Origin of the sequence: Falsihalocynthiibacter sp. BN13B15, from assembly GCF_041205415.1 — a bacterium.
GTDB lineage: Bacteria > Pseudomonadota > Alphaproteobacteria > Rhodobacterales > Rhodobacteraceae > Falsihalocynthiibacter > Falsihalocynthiibacter arcticus.
This window is the reverse complement of the sequence record NZ_JBGFCE010000007.1, coordinates 41909-66198: the sequence shown is the minus strand read 5'-3', so window position 1 is coordinate 66198 and position 24290 is coordinate 41909. Positions and strand designations below refer to the sequence as shown.

Sequence of the window (24290 nt, the reverse complement as noted above, 5' to 3'; positions counted from 1 at the left end):
ATGGTGCAAAAAAAAAATGAACGGCGCGGTCTTGGGCGTGGACTTTCTGCACTCATGGCGGATGTAAACATTCCTGCGCCGCAAGATGAGAAAGAAGCACCAGTTAGGGCCGAGCAAACGATTCCAATTGAGCTTATTGAACCAAATCCAGATCAGCCACGTCGGCATTTTGACGAAGAGGCGCTTCAGGACCTGGCTAGATCGATCACGGAAAAGGGCGTAATTCAGCCACTTATCGTTCGTCCGAACCCAAGAAAACAGGGTTTGTATGAGATTGTCGCTGGTGAACGTCGCTGGAGAGCCTCTCAGATCGCGCAGCTGCATAAAGTCCCGGCAATTATACGCGAGCTGGACGACACAGAGGTGTTGGAGGTTGCTATTATCGAGAATATTCAACGTGCTGACTTGAATCCGGTCGAGGAAGCCATTGGGTATCGGCAATTGATGGACAGATTTGGGCATACACAGGAAAAAGTGGCGTCAGCCCTTTCGAAAAGTAGAAGCTATATCGCAAATCTCCTTCGGTTACTTCAACTTCCAGAGGATGTTTTGGCCCTACTTCGTGACGGCTCGCTGACCACAGGTCATGCGCGCGCTTTGATTACGGCCCCGAATGCTTCTGAATTGGCTAAAAAAATTGTAGCTGAAGGGCTATCCGTTCGCCAAACCGAAAAGCTCGTAAAAATTGGGGACAATAGTACTAAGAATCAAAAGTCCCCAAAGGCTTCGAAGGATGCTGACACTGTGGCAATCGAAGGGGATCTTTCGGCGGCGTTAGGGATGGATACAGTGATCGACCATTTGGCAGGAAAAGAGAGCGGTAAAGTCTCAATCAAGTATAAGTCCCTGGAGCAATTAGACGAAATTTGCCGTATATTGTCGTCTACGCGCTAGGCCTGGACCACAAGAAAGCCATTACGCATAGGAGGCAAACAGCCTGAATGCCTAATACTAATGGCTTAAGGTCAAAGAACACCGATAGCGCAAAGGTGAAAATTACCGAGAGAGTTGCATAGATTTTTGCTCTTATATTGATTGATCCATGCTCGTTCCAATCTTGAATGGGGGCTCCCAATTTCGGATGGTAAATGAGCCAGTTGTGGAGATTTTCAGATGAACGAGCAAAAAGAAACGCCGCTAGAAGTAGAAACGGCACCGTTGGCAGAAGGGGTAAAGCTATTCCGATAATTCCAAGCGTTAGTGCCGCGATACCCAGTATCAGCCATACGGTCTTCAATTAAACATCCGCCAATAACGCGCGTAGAACGGCGTTGAGTATTACACGCCCTTGTTTCGTGGCTCTGAGACGTTCGCCGTTGTTAACAAGCATTCCCATATCGACCAAGTCGTCAATTTTTATGCGACTTAGAGTTTTCTTAGAAAGCGACGCAAATCGATCGAGAGAAATTCCTTCCTCCAACCTAAGCCCCATCATTAGCATCTCTGTTGCTTGCTCTAGCTGGGGAATTGTATCTCTCAGTGATTCACCAGTGCCACGCGTTTCGACGCTAGTCAGCCACTTTTCAGGCTGCCGAAAAGTTTCGACCGCGAATTTTTGCCCCCCGAGAGTTAAGCGACCATGGGCACCGGGCCCGACCCCAACGTAATCTCCATAGCGCCAGTAAATGAGGTTGTGGCGGCTTTCAGACCCTATTCTGGCATGATTAGACACTTCATAGGCCGACAAGCCAGCGGCGTCACAAAGTTCTTGTGTGACAAAAAACATGTCAGATGCGAGGTCATCCGATGGAAGACCGCGTAGACCTCCGCGCGCTAGTCTATCTCCGAAGGCGGTACCGTCCTCGATCGTAAGTTGGTACAGAGAAAGGTGATCTATGGACAATTCCAGCGCTTCTTTCAATTCGGCCTTCCATTGATTTAGTGTTTGATCCTGACGGGCATATATCAAGTCAAAACTCACTCTATCGAAATTTTGTCTAGCAATATCAAATGCTTGCTTGCCTTCTTGGACGGAATGAAGGCGCCCCAAACGTTTTAAGTCTATGTCATTCAGAGCCTGAAATCCCATAGATATACGGTTCACACCGCCATCCCGAAAACCAATAAATTTCCCAGCTTCAATTGAAGTGGGGTTGGCCTCCAGTGAAATTTCTATGTCATTTGCCATAGGCCATAGGTGCTTAGCGCGCTCGATAATTGCACCGACGACTTCAGGGTCCATCAAGCTCGGCGTGCCGCCGCCAAAGAAAATTGTATTTAGAATGCGTGGTCCGATTTCGGCGGAAACCCTGTCTAATTCAGCCAAATAGGCTCTAAGCCAACGTTTTTGATCTACCTCAGCAGAGACGTGGCTGTTGAAATCGCAATAGGGGCACTTGGATTGGCAGAAAGGCCAATGGACGTAGAGTCCGAAACCGCCGTTCTGCCAATCTTCCATATCAAACTTTCATCGCCGTTACTTCGATTTCAATCTTCATTTCCGGTTTGATCAAATCGGAAATAATCATGGTTGCCGCAGGGCGCACTTCGGACAATGCCGCGCCGAGCTCTGGTAGCAATTCGTCTATCAATGCAGCGTCTGTGAGGGTGTATTGAACGCGTACGATATCTGACATTTCAAAGCCGCCTTCGATCAAGGCCGCGCCGATGGTTGCGAAGCAGTTACGGGCTTGTTCGGCCACGCTGTCTGGCATCACCATCGTTGCATAGTCGTATCCCGTCGTGCCGGATACAAAGCACCAATTTCCCTTCACGATGGCGCGAGAATAGCCAAAGGTTTTTTCAAAGTCGGAACCGGTCGAAATCCGCTTCATACAGAAGTCTCCAGAATTTTTTTAAACTTTGCAAAGGCATTGGCACGATGGGACATATCGTTTTTCTTAGCGGGGTCCATCTCGCCAAACGTCTCGAATTCGCCGTTTGGGGTAAAGATGGGGTCGAATCCAAACCCGAGTTCGCCGCGTATTGGCCATGAGAGCGTGCCGTCGACTTTGCCCGCAAAGATTTCGTCGTGACCATCAGGCCACGCCAAGCAAAGCGTGCAGTTGAAAGCGGCGCTCCGTGGGTGCGGCGCGCCATCGGCCTCTAACATGTCCCAAACCTTTTTCATCGCCATCGGAAAATCGCGGCCATTTGGTGTTTCGGCCCAATCGGCGGTGTAAACACCAGGTGCGCCATTAAGGGCTTCGACTGACAATCCGCTATCATCCGAAAGCGCAGGTAGGCCTGATGCTTTGGCTGCGAAATGCGCCTTAATCCGCGCGTTACCTTCGAACGTGTCTTCAGTCTCCGCAGGCTCCTCAAGGCCAAGTTCACCTGCGGACACAACTTCGATGCCATAGGGCAGAAGCAGCGCTGCAATTTCCCGCAACTTTCCCGCATTATGGCTCGCAAGAACGACTTTTTTCTCGGTCAAACTGCGCATTAACTTGTGGCTGCTTTTTGAGCGGCGACGAGTTCGTCGACACCTTTTTGAGCCAAGTCCAACAGGCCGTTCAATTGCTGGCGTGAAAAGACCGAACCCTCGGCTGACATTTGGATTTCGATAAGTTTACCAGAGCCGGTCATAACAAAATTTCCGTCCACGCCCGCTTCGGAATCTTCAGGATAGTCGAGATCCAAAACCTCTTGGCCGGCGTAAATACCACAGGAAATGGCGGCAACCGGATCAGTGAGGGGGTCGGAAATGACGTCGCCAATTTTCATCAACTTGTTTACAGCAAGTTTTAACGCCACCCAACCGCCAGTGATTGACGCACAACGGGTTCCGCCGTCGGCTTGAATGACGTCACAGTCGATTGTGATCTGACGTTCGCCCAAGGCAACACGATCTACACCCGCCCGCAGGGAGCGGCCGATCAGCCGTTGAATTTCTTGCGTGCGTCCCGATTGTCCTTTTTTTGCTTCACGTTGCATACGCGTGTTAGTGGCGCGTGGAAGCATGCCGTATTCGGCCGTTACCCATCCAAGGCCAGAGTTTTTCATGAAAGGCGGTACACGCTCATCAATCGTCGCGGTGCAAAGCACATGCGTATCGCCGCACTTAATCAGACAGGAGCCCTCTGCATGCTTGGTGACATTGGTTTCGATCGAAATCGAACGCATTTGATCTACATTTCTACCAGAGGGGCGCATGGGAAAATCCTTTATTATGGGCGTGTCCAGATACCCTGCTTTCCTTAGATTTTGCAAGGGCGATTGACGTTCTCCCATAAACCCATCTAATGTAGATCGCCAACTATTGTTGGCTGAATGCGGGAGACTATGAATACACAATCCGAAATTCTTAAGGATATGAACGCGAGAAGTCGGGAGGTTTTCCGTCGGGTTGTTGAGGGGTACTTGAACAATGGCGAACCCGTAGGTAGCCGCACTTTGACGCGGAGTATGACCGAGAAAGTATCGGCTGCGACTATTCGTAATGTGATGCAAGATCTCGAAATTTTGGGGTTGCTCGGCAGTCCTCACGTCTCTGCGGGTCGTATTCCTACGCAATCGGGCCTGCGAATGTTTGTAGATGGGCTTCTTGAGGTTGGCGACCTTGCGACCGAAGACCAGCGGCGCATTGACGAAACCCTAGGAAGCAACGAGCGCGATATGACAAGCATGTTGGATCGGGTCGGTTCCGCACTTTCGGGCCTAACGCATGGGGCGAGCCTTGTTTTGTCGCCAAAACATGAAGCGCCGATTAAGCATATTGAATTTGTCAGCCTTGGGCCGGATCGTGCGCTGGTTGTTCTCGTTTTTGCCGACGGACACGTCGAAAACCGCGTTTTCACACCCCCGCACGGGCAAACGCCGAGTTCGATGCGCGAAGCGGCAAATTTCCTCAACGCAGTCGCCGAAGGCAAGACACTGAGTGAACTTTCGGCCGTTATTTTGCGAGAAATTTCATCGCGACGGCAGGAACTCGACGTTCTCGCACGCGCGATGGTCGAGGACGGTTTGGCGCAGTGGGTGAATAAAGGTGAACGGCATGAGCGCCTCATCGTGCGCGGTCGGTCGAATCTTCTTGAGGGGGAGGTCGATGAAAAGGACTTGGAGCGTATACGTTCGCTCTTTGATGATCTCGAACGCAAGCGGGATATTGCCGATTTTCTTGAATTAACCCAAGAAGGCGAAGGTGTTCGCATCTTTATTGGCTCGGAAAACAAATTATTTTCACTTTCGGGTTCCTCTTTGGTGGTTTCACCGTATATGAACGCTGAGCGAAAAATTGTGGGCGCGGTAGGGGTCATAGGACCGACGCGCTTAAATTATGGACGTATTGTGCCGATTGTGGACTACACGGCGCAACTTGTTGGTCGCCTGATTTCAGATCAAGGCTAAGGAAAAGTAAGATGGCAGAGCCTAGAAACGACGAATTTTTAGATGATCCAGAGGCCGTGGAGGCCGAACTTTATGCGGACGATATTTTGGAGGCGGACGCTGAGGCGGACGAGCTTTCAATTGTTACCAAAGAACGGGACGATTTCCGGGATCGCTTTATGCGCGCCCTTGCGGATGCGGAAAATGCGCGCAAACGGTCGGACCGCGATCGCCGGGAAGCAGAGAATTACGGCGGGTCTAAATTGGCACGCGATATGCTACCGGTTTACGATAATATGAAGCGCGCACTTGATGCGATTGATGAAGGCCAGCGGGCAACGAACGCGGCCCTTTTGGAAGGTATCGAGTTGACGATGCGCGAGCTTCTTAACGTATTCGCCAAACATGGAATTGAACGGATTTTGCCAGAAGTTGGCGAGAGATTTGATCCGCAACGCCACGAAGCGATGTTTGAAGCGCCCGTTCCAAACACGGTTGCTGGCGACATCATTCAGGTGATGGCCGAGGGCTTTATGCTTCATGATCGGCTCTTGCGTCCGGCTCATGTTGGCGTGAGTTCACAGCCTAAATAATTGAAAAACCATTGAAGTTTAGGGCGCGACACTTAGCTGGGTCGCGCCTTTTCTTTTAGGACATATAGTGCTTGAAGCGCTTCTCTCGGCGTCATTTCATCTGGATGAATATCCGCCAATGCCTCCTCTATTTCGCTCGAGTTTTGCACGATCGGCGGAGGGGTGGGCTGGATTGAAAACAACGGAAGATCGTCAATAAACGCCCTTTGTTTGCCGCCCTCCCGTTCGCCTTTTTCCAACGCATCCAAAACAACGCGTGCACGATTGACGACGGACTCCGGAAGACCTGCAAGCTTGGCGACCTGAACCCCGTAAGATCTATCCGCGGCGCCTTTTTTGACCTCGTGCAAAAATATGACGTCGCCCTCCCACTCCTTCACGGTGACTGTCGCGTTTTCCACCCCCTTTAGCTTGTCCGAAAGAGCGGTCATTTCATGGTAATGCGTGGCAAACAGCGCGCGGCATTTGTTTGCGTCGTGTAAGTGTTCGAGCGTTGCCCAAGCGATGGAAAGCCCATCATATGTTGCCGTGCCGCGCCCGATTTCGTCCAAAATAACAAGCGCGCGGTCGTCTGCTTGATTGAGAATCGCAGCGGTCTCGACCATCTCGACCATAAACGTTGATCGCCCCCGCGCAAGGTCGTCACTGGCGCCAACGCGGGAGAAAATCTGGCTCACAAGGCCGATTTTAACACCGTCCGCAGGAACAAAACTGCCCACCTGTGCGAGCAGCGCAATAAGGGCATTTTGGCGAAGGAACGTCGATTTACCCGCCATGTTCGGACCTGTCAGTAGCCAAATCTGCGCGCCATCAGCCTGCGTTGTCAGTTGGCAATCATTAGCCACGAAAGGCGCGCCGCTTTGCTTGCGTAACGCACGTTCAACGACGGGATGCCGTCCTGCGACAACCTCAAAACACCGGCTATTGTCGACCAAGGGTTTGCACCAGTTCTCGCCAGTCGCAAGATCCGCAAAAGACAGCGATAAATCAAATTCTGAAAGCGCCGACGCGGCGTTTCCTATGGGGCCGGATTCCGCAAGAATCGACTGTGTTAGGCTAGAATAGAGCCGCTTTTCAATTTCCAACGCGCGTCCACCAGCATTCAGAATTTTGGTCTCCATTTCTGAAAGTTCTAGGGTCGTGAAACGGACCTGGTTCGCGGTTGTCTGGCGGTGAATGAATTTTTCCGAGAGAGGAGCCGCGAGCATTTTATCCGCATGCGCCGCCGTTGTTTCGATGAAATACCCAAGCACATTATTGTGCTTGATTTTTAAGGCGGATATCCCCGCAGTCTCGATATACTCAGCTTGAAGCGCAGCAATAACGCTTCGCCCTTCGTCCCGAAGCTTTCGTGCTTCGTCTAGGTCTTCGTTATATCCTGGTGCGATAAAGCCCCCATCACGAGCAAGGAGCGGCGGTTCTGCAACGAGAGCCTGTTCGAGAAGATCAATTAGCGCAGTGTGATTTTTAAATGCGTCCGCTGCCACCTGGAGTAGTTCGGGTAGGGTCGACGGCAAAGATTTCCCGATCTGCTCCGCTTGGTTCAACCCGTTGCGAATGGCCGCCAAATCTCGAGGGCCACCGCGCTCAAGGCTGAGGCGCGAAAGGGCGCGGTCCAAATCGGGTGTGCGACGAAGGGCTTCGCGGATGCTGTCGGCCACAGCGCCGTTTTCAAGTGTAAAGGATACGGCGTCTTGTCGGGCATGAATGGTTTTGAGGTCGGTGGATGGGGCCGAAAGACGACGCGTCAGAAGGCGTCCCCCTCCTGCGGTGAGGGTGCGATCAACTGCAGAAAGCAGAGAACCTTCGCGTCCCCCCGACATGCTTTGCGTGATCTCGAGATTTCGACGGGTCGCCGCATCGATCTGCACCGTTCCACCGGCTGTCTCTTTTTGCGGGGCGCGAAGGAGAGGGAGCTTGCCCTTTTGGGTGATCTCAAGATAGTCGATAATCGCGCCAAGAGCCGATATTTCAGCGCGGGTAAAGGCTCCAAACGCATCCAGAGAGCCAACCTTGAAAAGCGCCAAAATGCGTTGTTCGGCGGCGGAGCTATCGAAACTGGCTCGGGAAAGCGGCGTGAGCGAAAGACCAAAATCAGTCTCTAATTCGAAGTAATCCTCAATATTTGACTCAGAAACAACCAGTTCGGACGGCATCAAACGTGCCATTTCCGGCCCCAATCGAGTGGCGTTTGTTTCAATCACATGCAGCGCACCCGTTGAAATATCGACCCAAGCCAAGGCTGCCTGATCCCGAACCTCAGAAAAAGCGGCAAGGTAGTTGTGTTTGCGCGCGTCCAACAAGCTGTCTTCAGTCAGGGTTCCTGGCGTGACCAGCCGCACGACATCCCGCCGGACAATCGCCTTATACCCGCGTTTTTTGGCTTCTGTCGGGCTTTCCATTTGCTCGCAAACTGCGACGCGAAATCCCTTTTTAATTAGGGTATGAAGATACCCTTCAGACGCATGTATCGGGACGCCACACATGGCAATATCATTGCCTTCATGCTTTCCGCGCTTGGTAAGAGCAATATCCAGCGCCGCGGCCCCCGCAATCGCATCATCAAAGAACATCTCATAGAAATCGCCCATGCGATAAAACAGCAGCGCGTTCGGATATTGCGCCTTCAGATCAAGATATTGCGCCATCATCGGTGTCACAGTTGTATTTGCAGTGCTCACGGCCTCGTCCCCAGATAATTCTGGCCCAACTCTACAAAGCCAGCCGTCCTTACGAAAGGCGAATGTTGACCCTTGGCGCGAAGTTCTATTGGATGAAAGTCTTGCAAAAGGATACAGGCCCAAATGTCCACAAAAATGACAATCACAGACGCCGACGCACTCGCATATCACATGGAGCCCAGACCGGGAAAATTTGATGTCTCGCCGTCTACCCCTATGACCACCCAGCGCGATCTATCCTTGGCGTATTCGCCCGGTGTTGCCGTTCCGTGCGAGGCCATCGCCAAAAACCCAGACGCTGCGTATGACTATACAAACAAGGGAAATTTGGTCGCGGTTATTACGAACGGAACGGCGGTTTTGGGGTTAGGAAACCTTGGCGCCCTCGCGTCTAAACCCGTTATGGAGGGTAAGGCCGTCCTGTTTAAACGCTTCGCGGATGTGAACTCGATTGATATTGAGTTGGACACCGAGGACCCCGAAGCCTTTATCAATGCTGTGCGTTTGATGGGGCCCAGTTTTGGCGGGATTAACCTTGAAGATATTAAAGCACCCGAGTGTTTTATCATTGAACAACGCCTCAAAGAGGAAATGGACATTCCGGTTTTCCACGACGATCAGCACGGAACAGCGGTTATTTGCGCGGCTGGATTGATCAACGCGTTGAAAATCTCTGGTAAGAAAATAGAGGATGTCCGCATTGTTTTGAACGGTGCTGGAGCTGCGGGTATTGCCTGTTTTGAGTTGATAAAATCCATGGGTGCGCAGCACAATAATTGCATCATGTGCGACACAAAAGGTGTTATTTATCAAGGCCGTACCGAGGGTATGAACCAATGGAAATCCGCCCATGCGGCCCTAACCGACCTACGAACTCTGGAAGAAGCGATGCAGGACGCCGATATCTTTTTGGGCGTGTCCGCAAAGGGCGCTGTGACCCCAGAGATGGTCGCGAGCATGGCGAAAGATCCCGTAATTTTCGCCATGGCCAACCCTGATCCGGAAATCACTCCCGAAGAAGCCCACGCGGTGCGCCCCGACGCCATTGTTGCCACGGGTCGCAGTGATTACCCGAACCAAGTTAACAACGTGTTGGGGTTTCCGTACTTATTCCGAGGCGCGCTCGATATCCGTGCTCGCGCCATCAACGATGAAATGAAAATTGCCTGCGCACATGCACTCGCGGACTTGGCACGTGAAGAAGTTCCTGACGAGGTTGCGATGGCTTATGGTCGGAAACTTCAATTCGGGCGCGATTATATTATTCCGACGCCGTTTGACCCGCGTTTGATTTATGTCGTGCCGCCCGCCGTTGCAAAAGCGGGGATGGACACGGGGGTCGGGCGACGTCCAATTATCGATATGGTCGGATATGAGGAAAGCCTGCGGGCCCGAATGGACCCAACAGCCCACATTCTGCGCTCGATTAATGCACGTGCTAAGGCCCGTCAGGCCCGTATGATTTTTGCCGAGGGCGACGATATTCGCGTATTGCGCGCCGCCGTTAATTACCAACGATCGGGTCTCGGTAAAGCGCTTGTCGTTGGCCGCGAAAGTGGTGTGGAGGAGCTTTTGGGGTCCGTAGGAATGGGGGATGCTTTCGGCGAGTTGGAGATTGTTAACGCCGCGAACACCCCGCATCTGGATACTTATAAAGACTATCTTTACAATAAGTTACAACGTAGCGGTCATGATCGTCAGGATGTGAACCGACTTGCTTCTCGGGATCGCCACGTCTTCTCTGCGCTTATGTTGGCACATGGGCATGGTGATGGTTTGGTGACAGGGGCGACCCGAAAATCTGCGCATGTTTTGGGGCTTCTCAATCATGTATTTGATGCACGTGCCGAGGATGGTGCCGTGGGTGTGACGGCGCTTTTGTTGAATGGGCGCATCGTGTTGATCACAGATACACTGGTACACGAGTGGCCAGATCAGGAAGACTTGGCAACGATTGCGGAACGCGGCGCAGAAGTTGCGCGGACGCTTGGACTAGAACCCCGCGTTGCCTTCGTGAGCTTTTCGACCTTCGGTTCCCCTGTTTCGGAACGCGCAGAAAAAATGCACCAAGCGCCGAAAGTTTTAGAACAACGTGGCGTAGACTTTGAGTTCGAAGGCGAAATGACCGTCGATGTGGCGCTGAACCCACAAGCTATGTCGCATTATCCTTTCAGTCGCCTGTCAGGGCCCGCCAACGTCCTTGTGGTCCCGGCGCGCCATTCCGCGAGTATTTCGGTGAAGCTGATGCAGGAGATGGCCGGAGCAACCGTAATTGGCCCAATCCTCACCGGAATTGACCAATCCATCCAGATTTGCTCAACAGTGTCCACATCGAGTGACATTCTAAACATGGCGATACTTGCTGCCTGTAAGGAGAAAAAATGACGGTCTTTAATCTAGGATCCATAAACGCGGATCACGTTTATTCAGTACCGCATTTGCCATTACCTGGGGAAACTTTGGCGGCGACGGGTTTTTCGATCGGCTTGGGCGGGAAGGGCACAAACCAGTCCGTTGCCGCAGCGCGAGCGGGTTCGGATGTTTTTCATATTGGTGCCGTAGGTCCTGATGGTGTTTGGGCGCGGGAAAAGCTTGCGGAATTGGGCGTAAATGTGGACGGGGTTTCGCAAATTCAAACACCCACAGGGCATGCAATTATCAATGTCGATGCAAACGCCGAGAACGCGATTGTTCTCTTTCCGGGCGCCAATGTTTCCCTCAGTGAAAGCGAGATTTCACGGGCTTTGGAGGCAGGGAAGGCGGGAGATACTCTATTGTTGCAGAACGAGACATCCCACCAAGCGTTTGCAGCGGAGTTGGCCCAAAAAAAGGGTATTCGGGTCGTGTATTCCGCTGCGCCATTTTCCATTGAAGCGGTGCGGGCAGTTTTGCCTTTTGTTTCGATGCTTGCGATGAACGAAGGCGAAGCAGCACAGCTTTGTGCCGCGTTAGGGACGAATATTGAAAACCTACCAGTCCCAGAGACCCTTGTGACGCTCGGGTCAAAAGGCGCTCAATGGCATGGAAACGGATCAAACTTAAACGTCGAAAGTTTTTCGGTTATTCCTGTTGATACCACAGGCGCGGGGGACACATTCGCGGGGTATTTCGCGGCGGCGCGCGATCAGGGAGCTGACGTCGCGCAGGCCTTGAAGTTGGCGTCAGCAGCGGCAGCGATCAAAGTTACCCGCGCGGGTGCAGCTGAAGCCATTCCCGCACGTGTAGAGGTCGATGTTTTCCTTAGTCAGCAAAGTTAGTGGCCCTGCGCAAACGGCGCGGCGCTACCCCAGAGTGCTAGGACTTTGGCGTCGCGGCCGCATCCTTTGCGGTATTTTTCATAGGCAGTGGACTGCTTCACAGGACCAAAACGTGTAAGAACCCGTTTGTTGCCTTTGTAATAATTCTGGTGGTTCGCTTCGGCCACATAAAAGGTTTTTGCGTTCAATACTGGTGTGACAATCTTTTGTCCAAGTTCCGTTTGAGCTTTGGAAATGGCGGCGTTGGCGATGTCCAATTCCGCCTGATTAGAGACGAATATCGCGGTGCGGTAACTGTCGCCACGATCACAGAACTGACCTCCCGCGTCCGTAACATCGACGGAGCGCAGAAAGAGATCCAGCAATTTGGAACGGTCAATTTTTGCGCTGTCATAAGTGATTTTGACCGCTTCAAAGTGACCGGATCCACCCTTAGAAACGATTTTATAGGTCGGGTTGGCGATAGTCCCGCCCGTATAGCCGGACACCGCCTCTATTACGCCCGACACCGATTCAAAATCGCTTTCGACACACCAAAAACAGCCACCGGCAACCACAAGCGTCTCGCTTTTTCCAGCACTTGCGGGATCGCAGTGAAGGATAAACCCAAGCGTTAAGGCAATTGCCAGAGTGATGGATTTAAAGCTGTACGATAGGTTTTTCATATTGATCTCCTCGTTACCCAATCTTTTTGCTCATTTTGGAATCATTGCAATCCCTTGAAACAGAATGTCACGCAAGCTTGAGCAGTCTTTACTGGATGAAATATGGGGAGTCGGGGTTCTAAAATCACTTAGGTCGAAAAAATGGGCTGCCAAAATCAATTCGGCAGCCCATGACATTATTTAAGTGATTTAACGCGGCGATTGCGCATTGCGATAAGTTTTAGGCGCAAGGCTTGAAGCTGAATGAAGCCCGCTGCGTCTTTTTGATCATAGGCGCCAGCATCCTCTTCAAAAGTCACATGACTCTCGGAATAGAGGCTGTGATCCGACCAGCGGCCGACGGTGCGCGAAAGACCTTTATAAAGCTTGAGGCGTACCGTTCCGGTCACGTGTTCTTGAGAATGGTCGATCGCGGCCTGCAGCATTTCGCGTTCCGGAGAGAACCAGAAACCGTTGTAAATGAGCTCGGCATATTTTGGCATCAACTCGTCTTTGAGGTGCATCGCGCCACGATCCATTGTGATGGATTCAATGCCACGGTGCGCTTCAAGCAAAAGCGTGCCGCCGGGTGTTTCGTAAATACCGCGGGATTTCATGCCAACAAAACGACCCTCAACAAGGTCGAGGCGCCCACAACCATGTTTGCCGCCTAGTTCGTTGAGCTTGGTCAGGATTGTTGCTGGTGACATTTCAACGCCATCAATTGCCGTCGCATCGCCTTTTTCAAAGGTAATCTCAATGAATTCGGGCGTGTTCGGCGCATCTTCGGGGTGAACCGTGCGCTGGTACACATAATCGGGCGCGTCAATGGCGGGGTCTTCGAGGACTTTGCCTTCGGAGGACGTGTGCAGCAAGTTCGCATCAACCGAGAAAGGCGCTTCACCGCGTTTGTCTTTGGCGATTGGGATTTGGTGCAGTTCCGCAAACTCAATGAGCTTGGTGCGGCTTTGTAGATCCCATTCGCGCCAGGGGGCGATCACTTTGATTTCTGGGTTGAGCGCATAAGCGGCAAGTTCAAACCGGACCTGATCGTTGCCCTTACCTGTCGCTCCGTGGGCGACCGCGTCGGCCCCAGTTGAGGCGGCGATTTCGACCAAACGCTTGGAAATCAGTGGACGCGCGATAGACGTACCCAGAAGGTAAAGCCCTTCATACTGTGCGTTTGCGCGGAACATTGGGAAAACGAAATCGCGCACGAACTCTTCGCGCAGGTCTTCGATGTAAATATTCTCAGGCTTCACGCCCAAAAGCTCGGCCTTCGCACGTGCGGGCTCAAGCTCTTCGCCTTGGCCCAAGTCGGCGGTGAAGGTTATAACCTCGCAGCCGTATTCGATCTCAAGCCATTTAAGGATTATCGAGGTATCAAGGCCACCGGAATAGGCCAGAACAACTTTCTTGGGGGCGGTTTTGGGCGCAGACATGATCTTCTCCATATGGGTATCGCCGTGGCGTTACAGGGTTTTGTGCGGTGGGGCAAGTCTAGCGAATGAAAGTGGGAGAATTTCGAAAAGGTTGATGTGCGTTGACCTGAAGGTTTTCGGCCTGATAGAGCTATCTGATTGAAAAATTTTGTTGGAGAGACCATGCTTGGCTGGAAAATGTTTACCCATTCTATAAGAATGGTTTTTAGTGATTTCAAAGCATCCTTGCAGATTTCTGGCGTTCTCTATGCGGCGGTTCTTGCCGCACAATATTTTCTTCTTAAGCCGTTGGTTGAAATGGCCGAAGTAGGAGGCGAATTAACTGCCCCAGTACTCCTCTCGAGTTTGGCTGGTATCATAATTTCCATTGTGGCTGGCCTTTGGATTGCAGTGTCTTGGCACCGCTATGTATTGCTTGGGGAAAATAGCGGCGGGGTATTGCCACCTTTCGAAGGACGCGTAGTGCTCAGTTATTTTTGGCGGGGCATATTGATTGGATTGGTCGGTTTCGTTGTCATGTTTATTATAGGATTTATAGTAGGAGCGATAATGTACGTGCTAAGGCCATTATTGACGTCCCTTGGGCTAAATGCCGAAATGATACTCATATTTCTTCTTTATATTCCAGCCTTCGCCGTATTCTATCGCCTTTCTCCGGTTCTTCCTGCGGTGGCGTTGGGTAAATCTATGTCGTTGAGGGAAGCGTGGAACGCGACGAGTGAATTGCGCGGGGCGATTTTGACGCTCGCGTTTATTGTATTTGCCGTATCAGTCGCGCTTTATTGGTTAACTGGGCTACTTTTCCCCACGGGGCTGATCTCTATGATAATCCAGAATGGTGTGATCGGTTGGATCAGTACGATGGTCGGCGTGAGTATATTGACCACAATTTACGGCATGGCGATTGAAGGACGCGAATTGCCTTAGGGCCTTGCTCTGAAGTGCAATTCGCGCGACATCTTGGGGCATGAACGATTTTTCCCAAAAAGCCCGTGCGGCAACCGAAGCAATGCGGGCGCTCTTTCCCGCGACGCCGTTATTGCGCAATGATCACCTCTCTGCGAAATTCGACGCCGATATTTGGCTCAAACGCGAAGATTTAAGCCCCGTCCGGAGTTATAAAATTCGTGGCGCGTTTAATGCGATGTCCAAGGTGCGGGCCAACGATCCAGCCCAAGAGTTGTTTGTATGCGCGAGTGCGGGAAACCATGCACAGGGCGTCGCGTTTGTTTGCCAGCATTTTGGGGTGAAGGGCGTGATCTATATGCCCGTCACAACACCGTAACAAAAGATTCAGAAGACTGAAATTTTTGGGAAGGATTTCGTCGAAATCCGTTTGGTGGGCGATTATTTTGATGCGACTTTAGCCGCGGCTCAGGTGTATTGCGCACAGGCGGGTGGTCATTTCCTCGCACCATTTGACGATGAGGATGTGATCGAGGGGCAAGCGAGTGTTGCCGTAGAGGCTTTGGCCCAACTCGGTCGTGCGCCTGATATGATGGTTCTCCCTGTGGGAGGAGGGGGGCTTTCTGCTGGGGTTACCAAGTATTTTGCGTCTGAGGCATCCGAAACATCGCTTAAATATATCGAACCCGAAGGTGCAAAAAGCCTAACCGCCGCTCTCAATACCGGAGCACCGGTCACTTTGGGCCGAGTAGATAACTTCGTGGACGGTGCTTCAGTCGCACGTATTGGAGCGTTGAATTTTGTGGCTCTTTCAACGGTTGAGTTGGAAAACGTCTTGTCCGTACCCGAAGATCGCATTTGTTCGACCATTCTTGAAATGTTGAATGTAGAAGGAGTTGTTCTTGAGCCCGCAGGGGCTATGTCTATCGATGCTCTGGGAGATATTGCGGGTGAAATCCGAGGGAAAACAATAATATGTGTGACGTCAGGGGGAACTTTGATTTTGAGCGACTCCCCGAAGTTAAAGAGCGCGCTCAACGGTTTTTGGGAGTGAAAAAATACTTCATTCTTCGGCTTCCGCAAAGACCAGGAGCGCTTAAGGATTTTCTGCTTATGCTGGGACCAGACGACGACATCGCTCGATTTGAGTATATGAAAAAGTCTGCTCGAAACTTTGGAAGCGTGCTTATTGGTATTGAAACCAGAAGCGCCAGGAATTTTCCTATTTTGTTGGGAAAAATGGAAAAGGCTGGGTTTGCATATCGGGATATAACGTCCGATCAAACGCTTGCAGAATTCCTAATTTGATGCGACAGCTATGGCTGATTTGCAAGGAACTCCACTTTGGAGTCTTCATACGCCTTAAATAATCGAGGCAAATCGACTTCCTCTTTTCGCCCACCGGATGCCGCCTTTTCTCCTTGCTGGCAAACTTGTCCCATGAGTGTGAAGCCCAAGTTAAGGGCGCTGCCTTTTAAAAAATGCATCTCTTCTTCGAGGGAGATTGTACCGTTAGTCGACTTCAACCGTTCAATTACCTCATCGACTTCCTCCAGAAATAGGTCGGCTACCTCCTGAAAGTCCTCGATGCCCACTTCTTCTCGAAGTTCATTTACGCGATCCCAATCGATCATTGTCTACTCCAAAAGCTCATCTCTAATTATTGCCGGAACCAATCCTATCGAAGAATATTTATTGGACTAAACTTAATAATACGTAACTGAAATTACTAAATCCTATCGAATTTTAGGCTTCATCGACTGTTAAGCTGCATGTGTCAGGAGGGGAGGTAGAACCCCTAGGAGCGACCAAAAAAATGTCCGCAATTATGTCTAGCAACATAGAAAAAGCCGCCATACCCAAAGCAGTTGAGGGCGCAATAAAACGTATTTTGGTGGTCGACGATAGTCGTGCACAGCGCCGCCTCCTTTCGACGATGTTGAAGCGATGGGGGTTCTCTGTTCTGGAAGCCGGATCTGGCGATGAAGCCCTTGAAATCCTTCAGACTCACAGCGCAGATCTCATTCTAAGTGACTGGATGATGCCGGGAATGAGTGGAGTGGAATTTTGCCAAATATTCCGCCAGTTAGACAAGAAAAAATATGGGTACTTCATCCTTTTGACTTCCAAAAGTGAGAAGGAGGAGGTTGCGCATGGCCTCGAAGTTGGCGCCGACGATTTTTTAACAAAGCCCGTTTCATCCAATGAGTTACGTGCGAGAATCACTGCTGCTGAGCGAATTTTGAGCATGGAGCGCGAGCTGATTGAAAAAAATGCGTTGGTCTCCCGCACTCTAGAGGAAATATCAGCGCTTTATGACACGTTGGATCGTGACCTTATTGAAGCAAAAAAACTCCAGCAGTCCCTAGTGAAGGAAAGATATCGAAGCTTCGAAACAGCTCAAATATCCCTATTGTTAAGGCCTTCTGGGCATGTTGGCGGGGATTTGGTTGGCATGTTTCCTATTAGCGACACAGAAATTGGGATTTATGCAATTGATGTGTCGGGGCACGGCATTACTTCGGCCCTAATGACAGCCCGATTGGCGGGGTATCTTTCTGGCGCCTCCCCCAAGCAAAACGTTGCGTTGGAGAAAAATGGCAAAGGAGGTTTTGCAGCAAGGCCACCAGCTGTGGCGACAGAACTTCTCAATCGCCTATGCCTAGAGGAAATGGATACAGAACACTACTTCACGCTGGTTCTCGCCATTTTGAATTTGGTCACGGGTGAAGTGGTTTTAACCCAAGCCGGCCATCCTCATCCCGCGATTCAAAGGGCGAACGGTACAATAGAGTATGTCGGCAATGGAGGGATGCCCGTAGGGCTTATTGAAGGCGCGACCTATGAAGAATGTCGCGCAACATTGTTGCAAGGTGATCGATTATTGATCCTCTCTGATGGTATTACGGAGTGCCCAAATGCTCTTGATGTGATGCTCGAAGAAGAAGGCTTGGAAGCACTTCTGTGGAGAAACCGACATGTCCAAGGGCCAGCGATGCTAGAAGCTCTCGTTTGGGATTTACAAGAATACGCGGGAGAAAAGGAATTTCCCGATGATGTTTCGGCAGCCATGGTGGAATTCGGCCCCCCACCACCCGTCTCGCTCAATGATCAAGACGACTAACGAAATACCTGTCCCCTTCGTTACCCAAAAGGGACGACGCTTCTCTAATCGTCATCCAATGAGCGGTATGAAAAGGTTCAGTTGGCGCACTCAATCGATAGACGGGCTGGGCTGCGAAGACATGACAAAGTTTTTCTGCCCAGATTTCATATTCGGGCATGAAAACAAATCGTCGAAAAGACCCAATGAATTTTGGGGAAGATATTTTCCAACCAGTTTCTTCACGCACTTCGCGATGCAAGGCGGCAATTCCGTTTTCTCCAAGATCAATGCCTCCACCAGGCAGCTGAAATTCTACGTAGGGTTTGGATTGTAGGGTCACAAGCAGCTTGTTACCACGCGCCAAAATACCATAGGCTCCGGGCCGTAAGACATAGGTTTTTCCCCGCAGTGGCGCTTCTCCGAACCGTCTAATCATCATTCTACCCTTGGACTGTTGATTGCACCCCTTATATAGTCGCTGTAAGCCAACGCAACGAGCGTAAGGAATCCCCATGACTATTGGAAATAAAATTGCTTGGGACGACACAGTCCTCCCTTTTCAACTTGACCGCGCCGACATCCGTGGACGCGTCGCGCGCCTTGATGGCGTGTTGAATTCCGTTTTGGAACAGCACGACTATCCGCCAGCTATTGAGGCGTTGGTTGCGGAAATGACGTTATTGACGGCGCTGATCGGTCAAACGATGAAATCGAACTGGAAACTGTCGCTACAAGTCCGCGGAACTGGTGGTCCTGTCCGCTTGATTGCGACCGACTATTACGGCCCTTCAAAGGAGGGCGATGCGGGACGTGTGCGCGCCTATGCAAGCTATGATGCGGAGAGAGTTGACCCAAATGGCCCCGCCTTCGCGCAGCTTGGTAGCGGATATTTTGCGATCCTGATCGATCAGGGCGCAGGATCGAAACCCTATCAGGGGATCACTCCGATCGCTGGAAATTCTCTCTCGGAATGTGCCGAAACGTATTTCGCGCAATCCGAGCAACTTGCCACGCGGTTTGAATTGATCTTCGGGCGTTCGACAGAAAAGGGCGGCGTTGAAGGCTGGCGGGCTGGTGGTATGATGCTGCAACATATGCCCAAAGCGAGTCCGTTTGCGAAAAAAGATGAGGCGAATGGCGATCAAGGGCTTTTGACGGCAACGGATATGTTGGATCCGGATGAAGAAGACAATTGGAACCGCGCAAACATTCTGTTGGATTCAGTTGAACAGCTAGAACTGATTGGGCCAATCGTGTCACCAACCCAGCTACTGGTGCGGTTGTTTCATGAGGAAGCGCCACGCGTTTATGATCCTCAGCCGGTCGAGTTTGGTTGTACGTGTTCGGCCGAGCGGGTCGCGACAACCCTGTCGATCTATTCGCCGAAAGACCTTGCGTATATGACAAAGGATGACGGGTCTATTACTGCGGACTGCCAGTTTTGTGGCGCGCATTATGTGTTGGATCCAGCTACTGTTGGGCGCGATGTCGTGAAAAATGCGGATGAGGCAAGTGCCTAGAGACCTTCTACAAGCAATTCTGGATGCCGCCTCACGGGGCGGCTCCTCTGACTTTGATCTCAATAGAAATGTCGTTTTGCCCCCGAACCGTCCCTTGCGTGAAGCGGCTGTCCTTGTGCCTGTGATTGAAACTGACCGTGGGTTTCAGCTTATTTTGACCAAACGGGCATCTCACCTTAAGCACCATCCCGGCCAAATTGCCTTTCCTGGCGGGAAGCGCGATGCCGAGGATGACACCCTCGTTACGACGGCCCTGCGAGAGGCGCAGGAAGAAATTGGACTTTTGCGCGACAATGTCGAAGTTTTGGGCCAGATACCACCGCATGAAACCGTCACTGGCTTTACAATGACGCCTGTTTTAGGCCTTGTTAGAGCCGAATTCGTACCAAATCCGGAACAGGGTGAAGTGGCTGAAGTTTTTCGAGTGCCTCTTGCGCATGTGCTTGATATTGAACGCTACCAAGTACAGTCTAGGAGCTGGCGTGGTGTTGAGAGAAATTATTATACAGTGCCGTTCGGACCCTATTATATCTGGGGTGCGACCGCGCGTGTTTTACGGCGCATGGCGGACGGTTTGAACAATGCGCATTGAGGGAAGTTGGCTAGATAATCCAAAGACACAAGCCATTTTTACGATGCTTAAGAGTGGGGGCCATCAGGCGTATTTTGTAGGCGGATGCGTTCGCAATGCCTTGCTGGGGGTTGCGACAAATGACATTGATATCGCGACAGATGCAGAGCCAACCCGCGTTTTAGCGCTCGCGCAAGAGAACGGTATTCGTGCCGTTGAAACAGGTATCGAGCATGGGACTGTTACACTTGTTCAGGGGAAAACACCTTACGAGGTCACCACATTTAGGCGTGATGTCGAAACGGATGGTCGACGGGCTGTTGTAGCGTTTTCGACCAATATTAAAGACGATGCGCGGCGACGCGATTTCACGATGAACGCGCTTTACGCGGATTCAGCGGGGACTGTTGTGGATCCATTGAACGGGTTGCCAGATTTACTTGCGCGTCGGGTTAGGTTCATCGAAAACGCCGAAGACCGCATTCGCGAAGATTATCTCAGAATCCTGCGCTTTTTTCGGTTTTATGCGTGGTACGGCGATCCAAATACAGGAATTGATGCTGAAGGTTTGGCGGCCTGTAGCGCGAATTTGGCTGGAATAGAGACTTTGGCCAACGAACGTATCGGCGCTGAGATGTTGAAGCTTTTGGCGGCCGCTGATCCTGCGCCGGCCGTGGCCGCTATGGCTCAATCTGGCGTTCTAAGCGCGCTTGTTGTGGGTATGGACGCAAAGACACTACCGATTTTGATTCACTTTGAAACTCAAAACGATGTGAAACCAAAATCCATAAGAAGGCTAGCCACCCTTGGCGGGCAGGAGATCGAACAATCGCTGCGTTTGAGCAAGAGAGATGCAAAGCAATATAATACTTTGAGGAATGAGATCGGCTCAACGAGCGGCGCTGCGGCGCTTGGGTATCGGCTTGGTGCCGGGTCTGCTTTGGATGTGCTGCTTTTGCGCAGCGCAGTTTTTGAAACACCACCGCACCCTGATGCCAAATCTGAGGTTGCTCGAGGTGCGGCACAGGTTTTTAATGTAAGTGCGGCGGATTTAATGCCAAACTTATCTGGGGCCGCGCTTGGCAACGCTCTCAGAAAATTAGAACAAGAATGGATTAATTCGGATTTTGTATTGTCGCGACACGCACTTATTGAACGCGTGAAGGATTTTTAATTACAGCCAGTTAATTTGGGAATAAAATGAAACTTGATGAGATGATCGACCCTTTCGCACCAGCGTCTTCACCGCCTCCGCGGAAGCTCGGAAAATTCATTAACTGGTGTTTGTCCGGCAGCTATAAACCTCTGGGTATAGGAGCGGGGATTTCCTCCTTGGCGGGGATTACCGAGGTTTCGACCGCGTTATTTTTGGGGATGGTGATTGATGCAGCGCTCGCTGGAGATCCAAGTAGTTTTTTCTCCGGAAATTCCAGCCTTTTATTGATAGCGCTACTCTTCCTAATCGTTTTGCGGCCAATTCTATTGGGTCTATCGGCTCTTATGCAGTCTGTTGTCATCGCTCCTGGGGTTTTTACGCAGGTATTGACGCGATTAAACCGCTGGACCTTGGGTCAAACGGTGACCTTTTTTGACAATGATTTCGCCGGTCGAATTTCCCAAAAGCAAATGCAGGCTGCGGGGTCTATCACAGAGGTCGTTGTCGAAACCCTCAACACATTAGTGTTCGCCGCAACCTCTGTGATTGGGGCTGCTGTTGTCATTACCGACGTGGATTACCGGATTACATTGGTATTTGGGCTTTGGCTTGTCATGTATTGGTTGTTTCTCCGACACTTTCTGCCACGCGTCAGGGTGCGTGCGCGCGCCCGCGCCGGCGCGCGCACGGGGGTCACGGGGCAACTTGTTGATACAATTTCAAACATCAGAACCGTTAAATTATTTGCGCATGCTGATCACGAAGATCGTGCCGCGATCCAAGCGATGAAGGAGTTTCGCGCAAAGGCCACGCACTTTGGCTATCTTTCTGCGCAATTTCGTTTTGGACTGATGATCATCGCAGGTATTTTGCCCGTTGTGATGGTTGGCGCCACGCTGTTTTTCTGGACTCAGGGCACCGCGAGCGCGGGTGATATCGCCACCACCGGTTCCTTGGCCATTCGGTTTGCCCAAATGACGGGTTGGGTTTCGTTTACGTTAATGGGCGTGTTTTCCCACGTGGGAGAGATTGAAGACGGGATGAACACGCTGACTGTGCGGCCAGTGTTGGTTGATGCGGATACCGCCACAGAGCTCGCGGTTCCAAGGGGAGAGATTCAATTTGAAGGCGTGACGTTTGCCTATGGCGGTAAAACGGGCGGGATATCCAAGACCAATCTTACCATTCACGCGGGCGAAAAGCTGGGGATTGTCGGGGCTTCGGGGGCAGGGAAATCGACGTTGGTTTCCTTGCTGTTGCGGCTCTATGATCCTGAGAAGGGGCGTGTTTTGATTGACGGGCAGGACCTGTCGAAAGTGACGCAGAAAAGCCTTCGGCGCCAAATTGGTATGGTGACCCAAGAGACAGCGATGTTTAATCGCTCGGCCATGGATAACATTATGTACGGCAAGCCTGATGCCGGCGAGCATGAGGTTGTCGATGCGGCCCAACGGGCAGAAGCGCATGGATTTATTCAGGATCTCGTCGACTATAAAGGGCGGGAAGGCTATGGCGCATTCCTAGGGGAGCGTGGCGTGAAGCTCTCGGGGGGGCAACGTCAGCGCGTGGCCTTGGCGCGAGCCATTTTGAAAGATGCGCCAATTTTGGTTTTAGACGAGGCGACAAGTGCGCTGGATTCTGAGGTTGAGGCGGCCATTCAATCGGCGCTTGAAAACGTCATGGAGGGTAAAACCGTGTTGGCAATTGCCCACCGCCTTTCGACAATTGCAAAGATGGACCGCATAATAGTGCTTGATCAAGGGCGCGTAGTCGAGCAAGGAACCCATTCGGAATTGTTGGAGCAAAATGGGATGTACGCCCAGTTTTGGAATCGACAGTCCGGTGGATTTATCGGCATTGAGGAGACGGCAAGGTGAAATTAACAATCGAACGTTTGGGACACTTGGGCGATGGCATCGCTGCAGGCCCCGTTTTTGTTCCCATGACCTTGCCCGGAGAAGTGGTGGAGGGTGATGTCGTTGATGGCAAGATGCCAACGCCGCGAATCCTCACTCCCTCTACTGACCGCGTGAAGCCGATTTGCAGCCACTACAAGTCCTGTGGCGGGTGTAGTTTAATGCACGCGTCGGATGATTTTGTTGCAAATTGGAAACAGGACGTCGTGAAAACAGCTTTGGAAGGGCAGGGCTTGGAAGCCGAATTTCGGCCCATTCAGACCTCACCTCCAGGATCCAGGCGGCGCGCTGGGCTGGCTGGCAAGCGAACCAAAAATGGCGCAATGATTGGCTTTCATACCCGTGGGACGGGGACAATCATTGAGGTCCCAAATTGCCAACTTTTGGATCCGGCGCTCAAAAAAGTCATACCCGGGTTAACGGAATTAACTGTTGCCGGTGCGTCGCGCAAAGGCGAAATCAGCTTCCTTGTTACCCAGTCTTTGGGCGGTGTTGACGTTGTCGCGAAGGGTGGCAAACCACTGGATGAGGCCGCCCGCGTTGAGTTCGCGCAGATCGCTAACCGTCATGAATTGGCGCGCCTCACGTGGGACGATAACATCGTTTGCGAAATAAATGCACCAATCCAAATGTTTGGAAATGCGCGCGTAAATCCTCCCGGCGGTACGTTCCTTCAGGCGACGAGCGAAGGTGAAAAAGCATTGGTTTCTGCTGTGTTAGAAATTGTTTCTGGCTCCAAGCGCGTGCTTGATCTGTTTTCCGGTTGCGGCACGTTTTCTCTTCCGGTCGCGAAGATAGCTGAAGTTCATGCTGTTGAAGGCGACGCAGAAATGGTCGCTGCCTTGGATCAAGGGTGGCGATTCGCGACAGGGCTAAAGCACGTTACAACCGAAGCGCGCGACCTTTTTCGGCGGCCCCTTTTGCCAGATGAATTTAAGGGTTTTGATGCGGTCGTTATCGACCCTCCTCGAGCCGGTGCAGAGGCTCAGATTGCCGAGGTCGCGGTAAGCGGTGTGAAAGCGATCGCGATGGTTTCATGTAATCCCGTGAGCTTTGCACGCGATGCAGTAGTTCTCAAAAACGCTGGGTACGAGATAGATTGGGTTCAAGTTGTGGATCAATTTCGGTGGTCGCCCCACGTGGAAATTGTTGCAAAATTTTCGAAGCGGCGCGCATAGGAAGGCTTTGCGTTGCGCAAAATTTGTAGTATCAGCAAAGAAAAGAAGAACG

The 24290-nt window shown here is 51.5% G+C and carries 22 protein-coding genes and 1 pseudogene; 13 read left to right on the top strand and 10 right to left on the bottom strand.

Annotated features, from left to right (window positions below; all coding sequences use genetic code 11):
- Complete coding sequence (locus AB9F26_RS12950) at window positions 1-894, top strand: ParB/RepB/Spo0J family partition protein (protein ID WP_335583926.1); 894 nt, start codon at window positions 1-3, stop codon at window positions 892-894.
- Here AB9F26_RS12950 and AB9F26_RS12945 read toward each other — a convergent pair.
- Genes AB9F26_RS12945 through rph form a run of 5 tightly spaced genes read right to left on the bottom strand, consistent with a single transcriptional unit; the run spans window position 884 to window position 4095 of the window.
- A complete protein-coding gene (locus AB9F26_RS12945) occupies window positions 884-1237 on the bottom strand; it encodes a YbaN family protein (protein ID WP_369768216.1) in 354 nt (117 codons plus the stop codon). The two genes, AB9F26_RS12950 and AB9F26_RS12945, sit on opposite strands and share 11 nt — an antisense overlap.
- The gene (gene hemW / locus AB9F26_RS12940; protein ID WP_369768215.1) at window positions 1238-2398 is read right to left on the bottom strand and encodes a radical SAM family heme chaperone HemW; all 1161 of its coding nucleotides are present in this window, start codon (window positions 2396-2398) and stop codon (window positions 1238-1240) included.
- Window position 2399: 1 nt separating this feature from the next.
- On the bottom strand, window positions 2400-2774 hold the full coding sequence (locus AB9F26_RS12935; RefSeq protein WP_039002862.1) for a RidA family protein: 375 nt from the start codon (window positions 2772-2774) through the stop codon (window positions 2400-2402).
- Complete coding sequence (gene rdgB, locus AB9F26_RS12930) at window positions 2771-3385, bottom strand: RdgB/HAM1 family non-canonical purine NTP pyrophosphatase (protein ID WP_369768214.1); 615 nt, start codon at window positions 3383-3385, stop codon at window positions 2771-2773. Before rdgB ends, AB9F26_RS12935 begins: the two co-directional genes overlap by 4 nt.
- On the bottom strand, window positions 3385-4095 hold the full coding sequence (gene rph / locus AB9F26_RS12925) for a ribonuclease PH (protein WP_039002935.1): 711 nt from the start codon (window positions 4093-4095) through the stop codon (window positions 3385-3387). Before rph ends, rdgB begins: the two co-directional genes overlap by 1 nt.
- A gap of 129 nt (window positions 4096-4224) precedes the next feature.
- On the opposite strand from rph, the gene hrcA reads away from it, so the two are divergent.
- Entirely contained in the window at window positions 4225-5289 is a 1065-nt protein-coding gene (gene hrcA, locus AB9F26_RS12920; protein ID WP_039002859.1) for a heat-inducible transcriptional repressor HrcA, read from the top strand.
- An 11-nt stretch (window positions 5290-5300) separates the two neighbouring features.
- Window positions 5301-5861, top strand: a complete 561-nt coding sequence (locus AB9F26_RS12915; RefSeq protein WP_039002857.1) for a nucleotide exchange factor GrpE — start codon at window positions 5301-5303, stop codon at window positions 5859-5861.
- 32 nt (window positions 5862-5893) lie between these two features.
- Here the strand turns inward: AB9F26_RS12915 and mutS are convergent, their stop codons facing one another.
- Entirely contained in the window at window positions 5894-8512 is a 2619-nt protein-coding gene (mutS, locus tag AB9F26_RS12910; protein WP_369768283.1) for a DNA mismatch repair protein MutS, read from the bottom strand.
- A gap of 153 nt (window positions 8513-8665) precedes the next feature.
- Here mutS and AB9F26_RS12905 point away from each other — a divergent pair, with 153 nt between their 5' ends.
- The gene (locus tag AB9F26_RS12905; RefSeq protein WP_335583919.1) at window positions 8666-10927 is read left to right on the top strand and encodes an NADP-dependent malic enzyme; all 2262 of its coding nucleotides are present in this window, start codon (window positions 8666-8668) and stop codon (window positions 10925-10927) included.
- Window positions 10924-11799 carry a ribokinase gene (locus tag AB9F26_RS12900; protein WP_335583918.1) on the top strand — a complete coding sequence of 292 codons (876 nt, stop codon included), beginning with the start codon at window positions 10924-10926 and terminating at the stop codon, window positions 11797-11799. Before AB9F26_RS12905 ends, AB9F26_RS12900 begins: the two co-directional genes overlap by 4 nt.
- Here the strand turns inward: AB9F26_RS12900 and msrA are convergent.
- Window positions 11796-12464 (bottom strand): peptide-methionine (S)-S-oxide reductase MsrA, encoded by a 669-nt coding sequence (gene msrA, locus AB9F26_RS12895; RefSeq protein WP_335583917.1) that lies wholly within the window; start codon window positions 12462-12464, stop codon window positions 11796-11798. The genes AB9F26_RS12900 and msrA overlap by 4 nt on opposite strands.
- Before the next feature lie 176 nt (window positions 12465-12640).
- The gene (locus tag AB9F26_RS12890) at window positions 12641-13885 is read right to left on the bottom strand and encodes an argininosuccinate synthase (protein ID WP_335583916.1); all 1245 of its coding nucleotides are present in this window, start codon (window positions 13883-13885) and stop codon (window positions 12641-12643) included.
- A 162-nt stretch (window positions 13886-14047) separates the two neighbouring features.
- Here AB9F26_RS12890 and AB9F26_RS12885 point away from each other — a divergent pair, with 162 nt between their 5' ends.
- Complete coding sequence (locus AB9F26_RS12885) at window positions 14048-14812, top strand: hypothetical protein (protein ID WP_369768213.1); 765 nt, start codon at window positions 14048-14050, stop codon at window positions 14810-14812.
- 40 nt (window positions 14813-14852) lie between these two features.
- Window positions 14853-16099: pseudogene (gene ilvA / locus AB9F26_RS12880) on the top strand (threonine ammonia-lyase IlvA).
- Window positions 16100-16107: 8 nt separating this feature from the next.
- Here ilvA and AB9F26_RS12875 read toward each other — a convergent pair.
- Entirely contained in the window at window positions 16108-16425 is a 318-nt protein-coding gene (locus AB9F26_RS12875; RefSeq protein ID WP_335583913.1) for an Hpt domain-containing protein, read from the bottom strand.
- A 182-nt stretch (window positions 16426-16607) separates the two neighbouring features.
- Between AB9F26_RS12875 and AB9F26_RS12870 the strand changes: the two genes are divergently transcribed.
- The gene (locus AB9F26_RS12870; protein WP_335583912.1) at window positions 16608-17915 is read left to right on the top strand and encodes a fused response regulator/phosphatase; all 1308 of its coding nucleotides are present in this window, start codon (window positions 16608-16610) and stop codon (window positions 17913-17915) included.
- Here AB9F26_RS12870 and AB9F26_RS12865 read toward each other — a convergent pair.
- A complete protein-coding gene (locus AB9F26_RS12865; RefSeq protein WP_039002928.1) occupies window positions 17896-18333 on the bottom strand; it encodes an NUDIX hydrolase in 438 nt (145 codons plus the stop codon). The two genes, AB9F26_RS12870 and AB9F26_RS12865, sit on opposite strands and share 20 nt — an antisense overlap.
- Before the next feature lie 76 nt (window positions 18334-18409).
- On the opposite strand from AB9F26_RS12865, the gene AB9F26_RS12860 reads away from it, so the two are divergent.
- From AB9F26_RS12860 to AB9F26_RS12840, 5 genes are read left to right on the top strand one after another with little or no spacing between them, the layout of a single operon-like run.
- Entirely contained in the window at window positions 18410-19417 is a 1008-nt protein-coding gene (locus tag AB9F26_RS12860; protein ID WP_335583911.1) for an Hsp33 family molecular chaperone HslO, read from the top strand.
- The gene (locus AB9F26_RS12855; protein ID WP_052274901.1) at window positions 19401-20009 is read left to right on the top strand and encodes a CoA pyrophosphatase; all 609 of its coding nucleotides are present in this window, start codon (window positions 19401-19403) and stop codon (window positions 20007-20009) included. The genes AB9F26_RS12860 and AB9F26_RS12855 overlap by 17 nt, the downstream gene beginning before the upstream one ends.
- Complete coding sequence (locus AB9F26_RS12850) at window positions 19999-21162, top strand: CCA tRNA nucleotidyltransferase (protein WP_369768212.1); 1164 nt, start codon at window positions 19999-20001, stop codon at window positions 21160-21162. Before AB9F26_RS12855 ends, AB9F26_RS12850 begins: the two co-directional genes overlap by 11 nt.
- 26 nt (window positions 21163-21188) lie before the next feature.
- The gene (locus tag AB9F26_RS12845; protein WP_369768211.1) at window positions 21189-23021 is read left to right on the top strand and encodes an ABC transporter ATP-binding protein; all 1833 of its coding nucleotides are present in this window, start codon (window positions 21189-21191) and stop codon (window positions 23019-23021) included.
- Entirely contained in the window at window positions 23018-24238 is a 1221-nt protein-coding gene (locus AB9F26_RS12840) for a class I SAM-dependent RNA methyltransferase (RefSeq protein WP_369768210.1), read from the top strand. Before AB9F26_RS12845 ends, AB9F26_RS12840 begins: the two co-directional genes overlap by 4 nt.
- Window positions 24239-24290 lie beyond the last annotated feature (52 nt).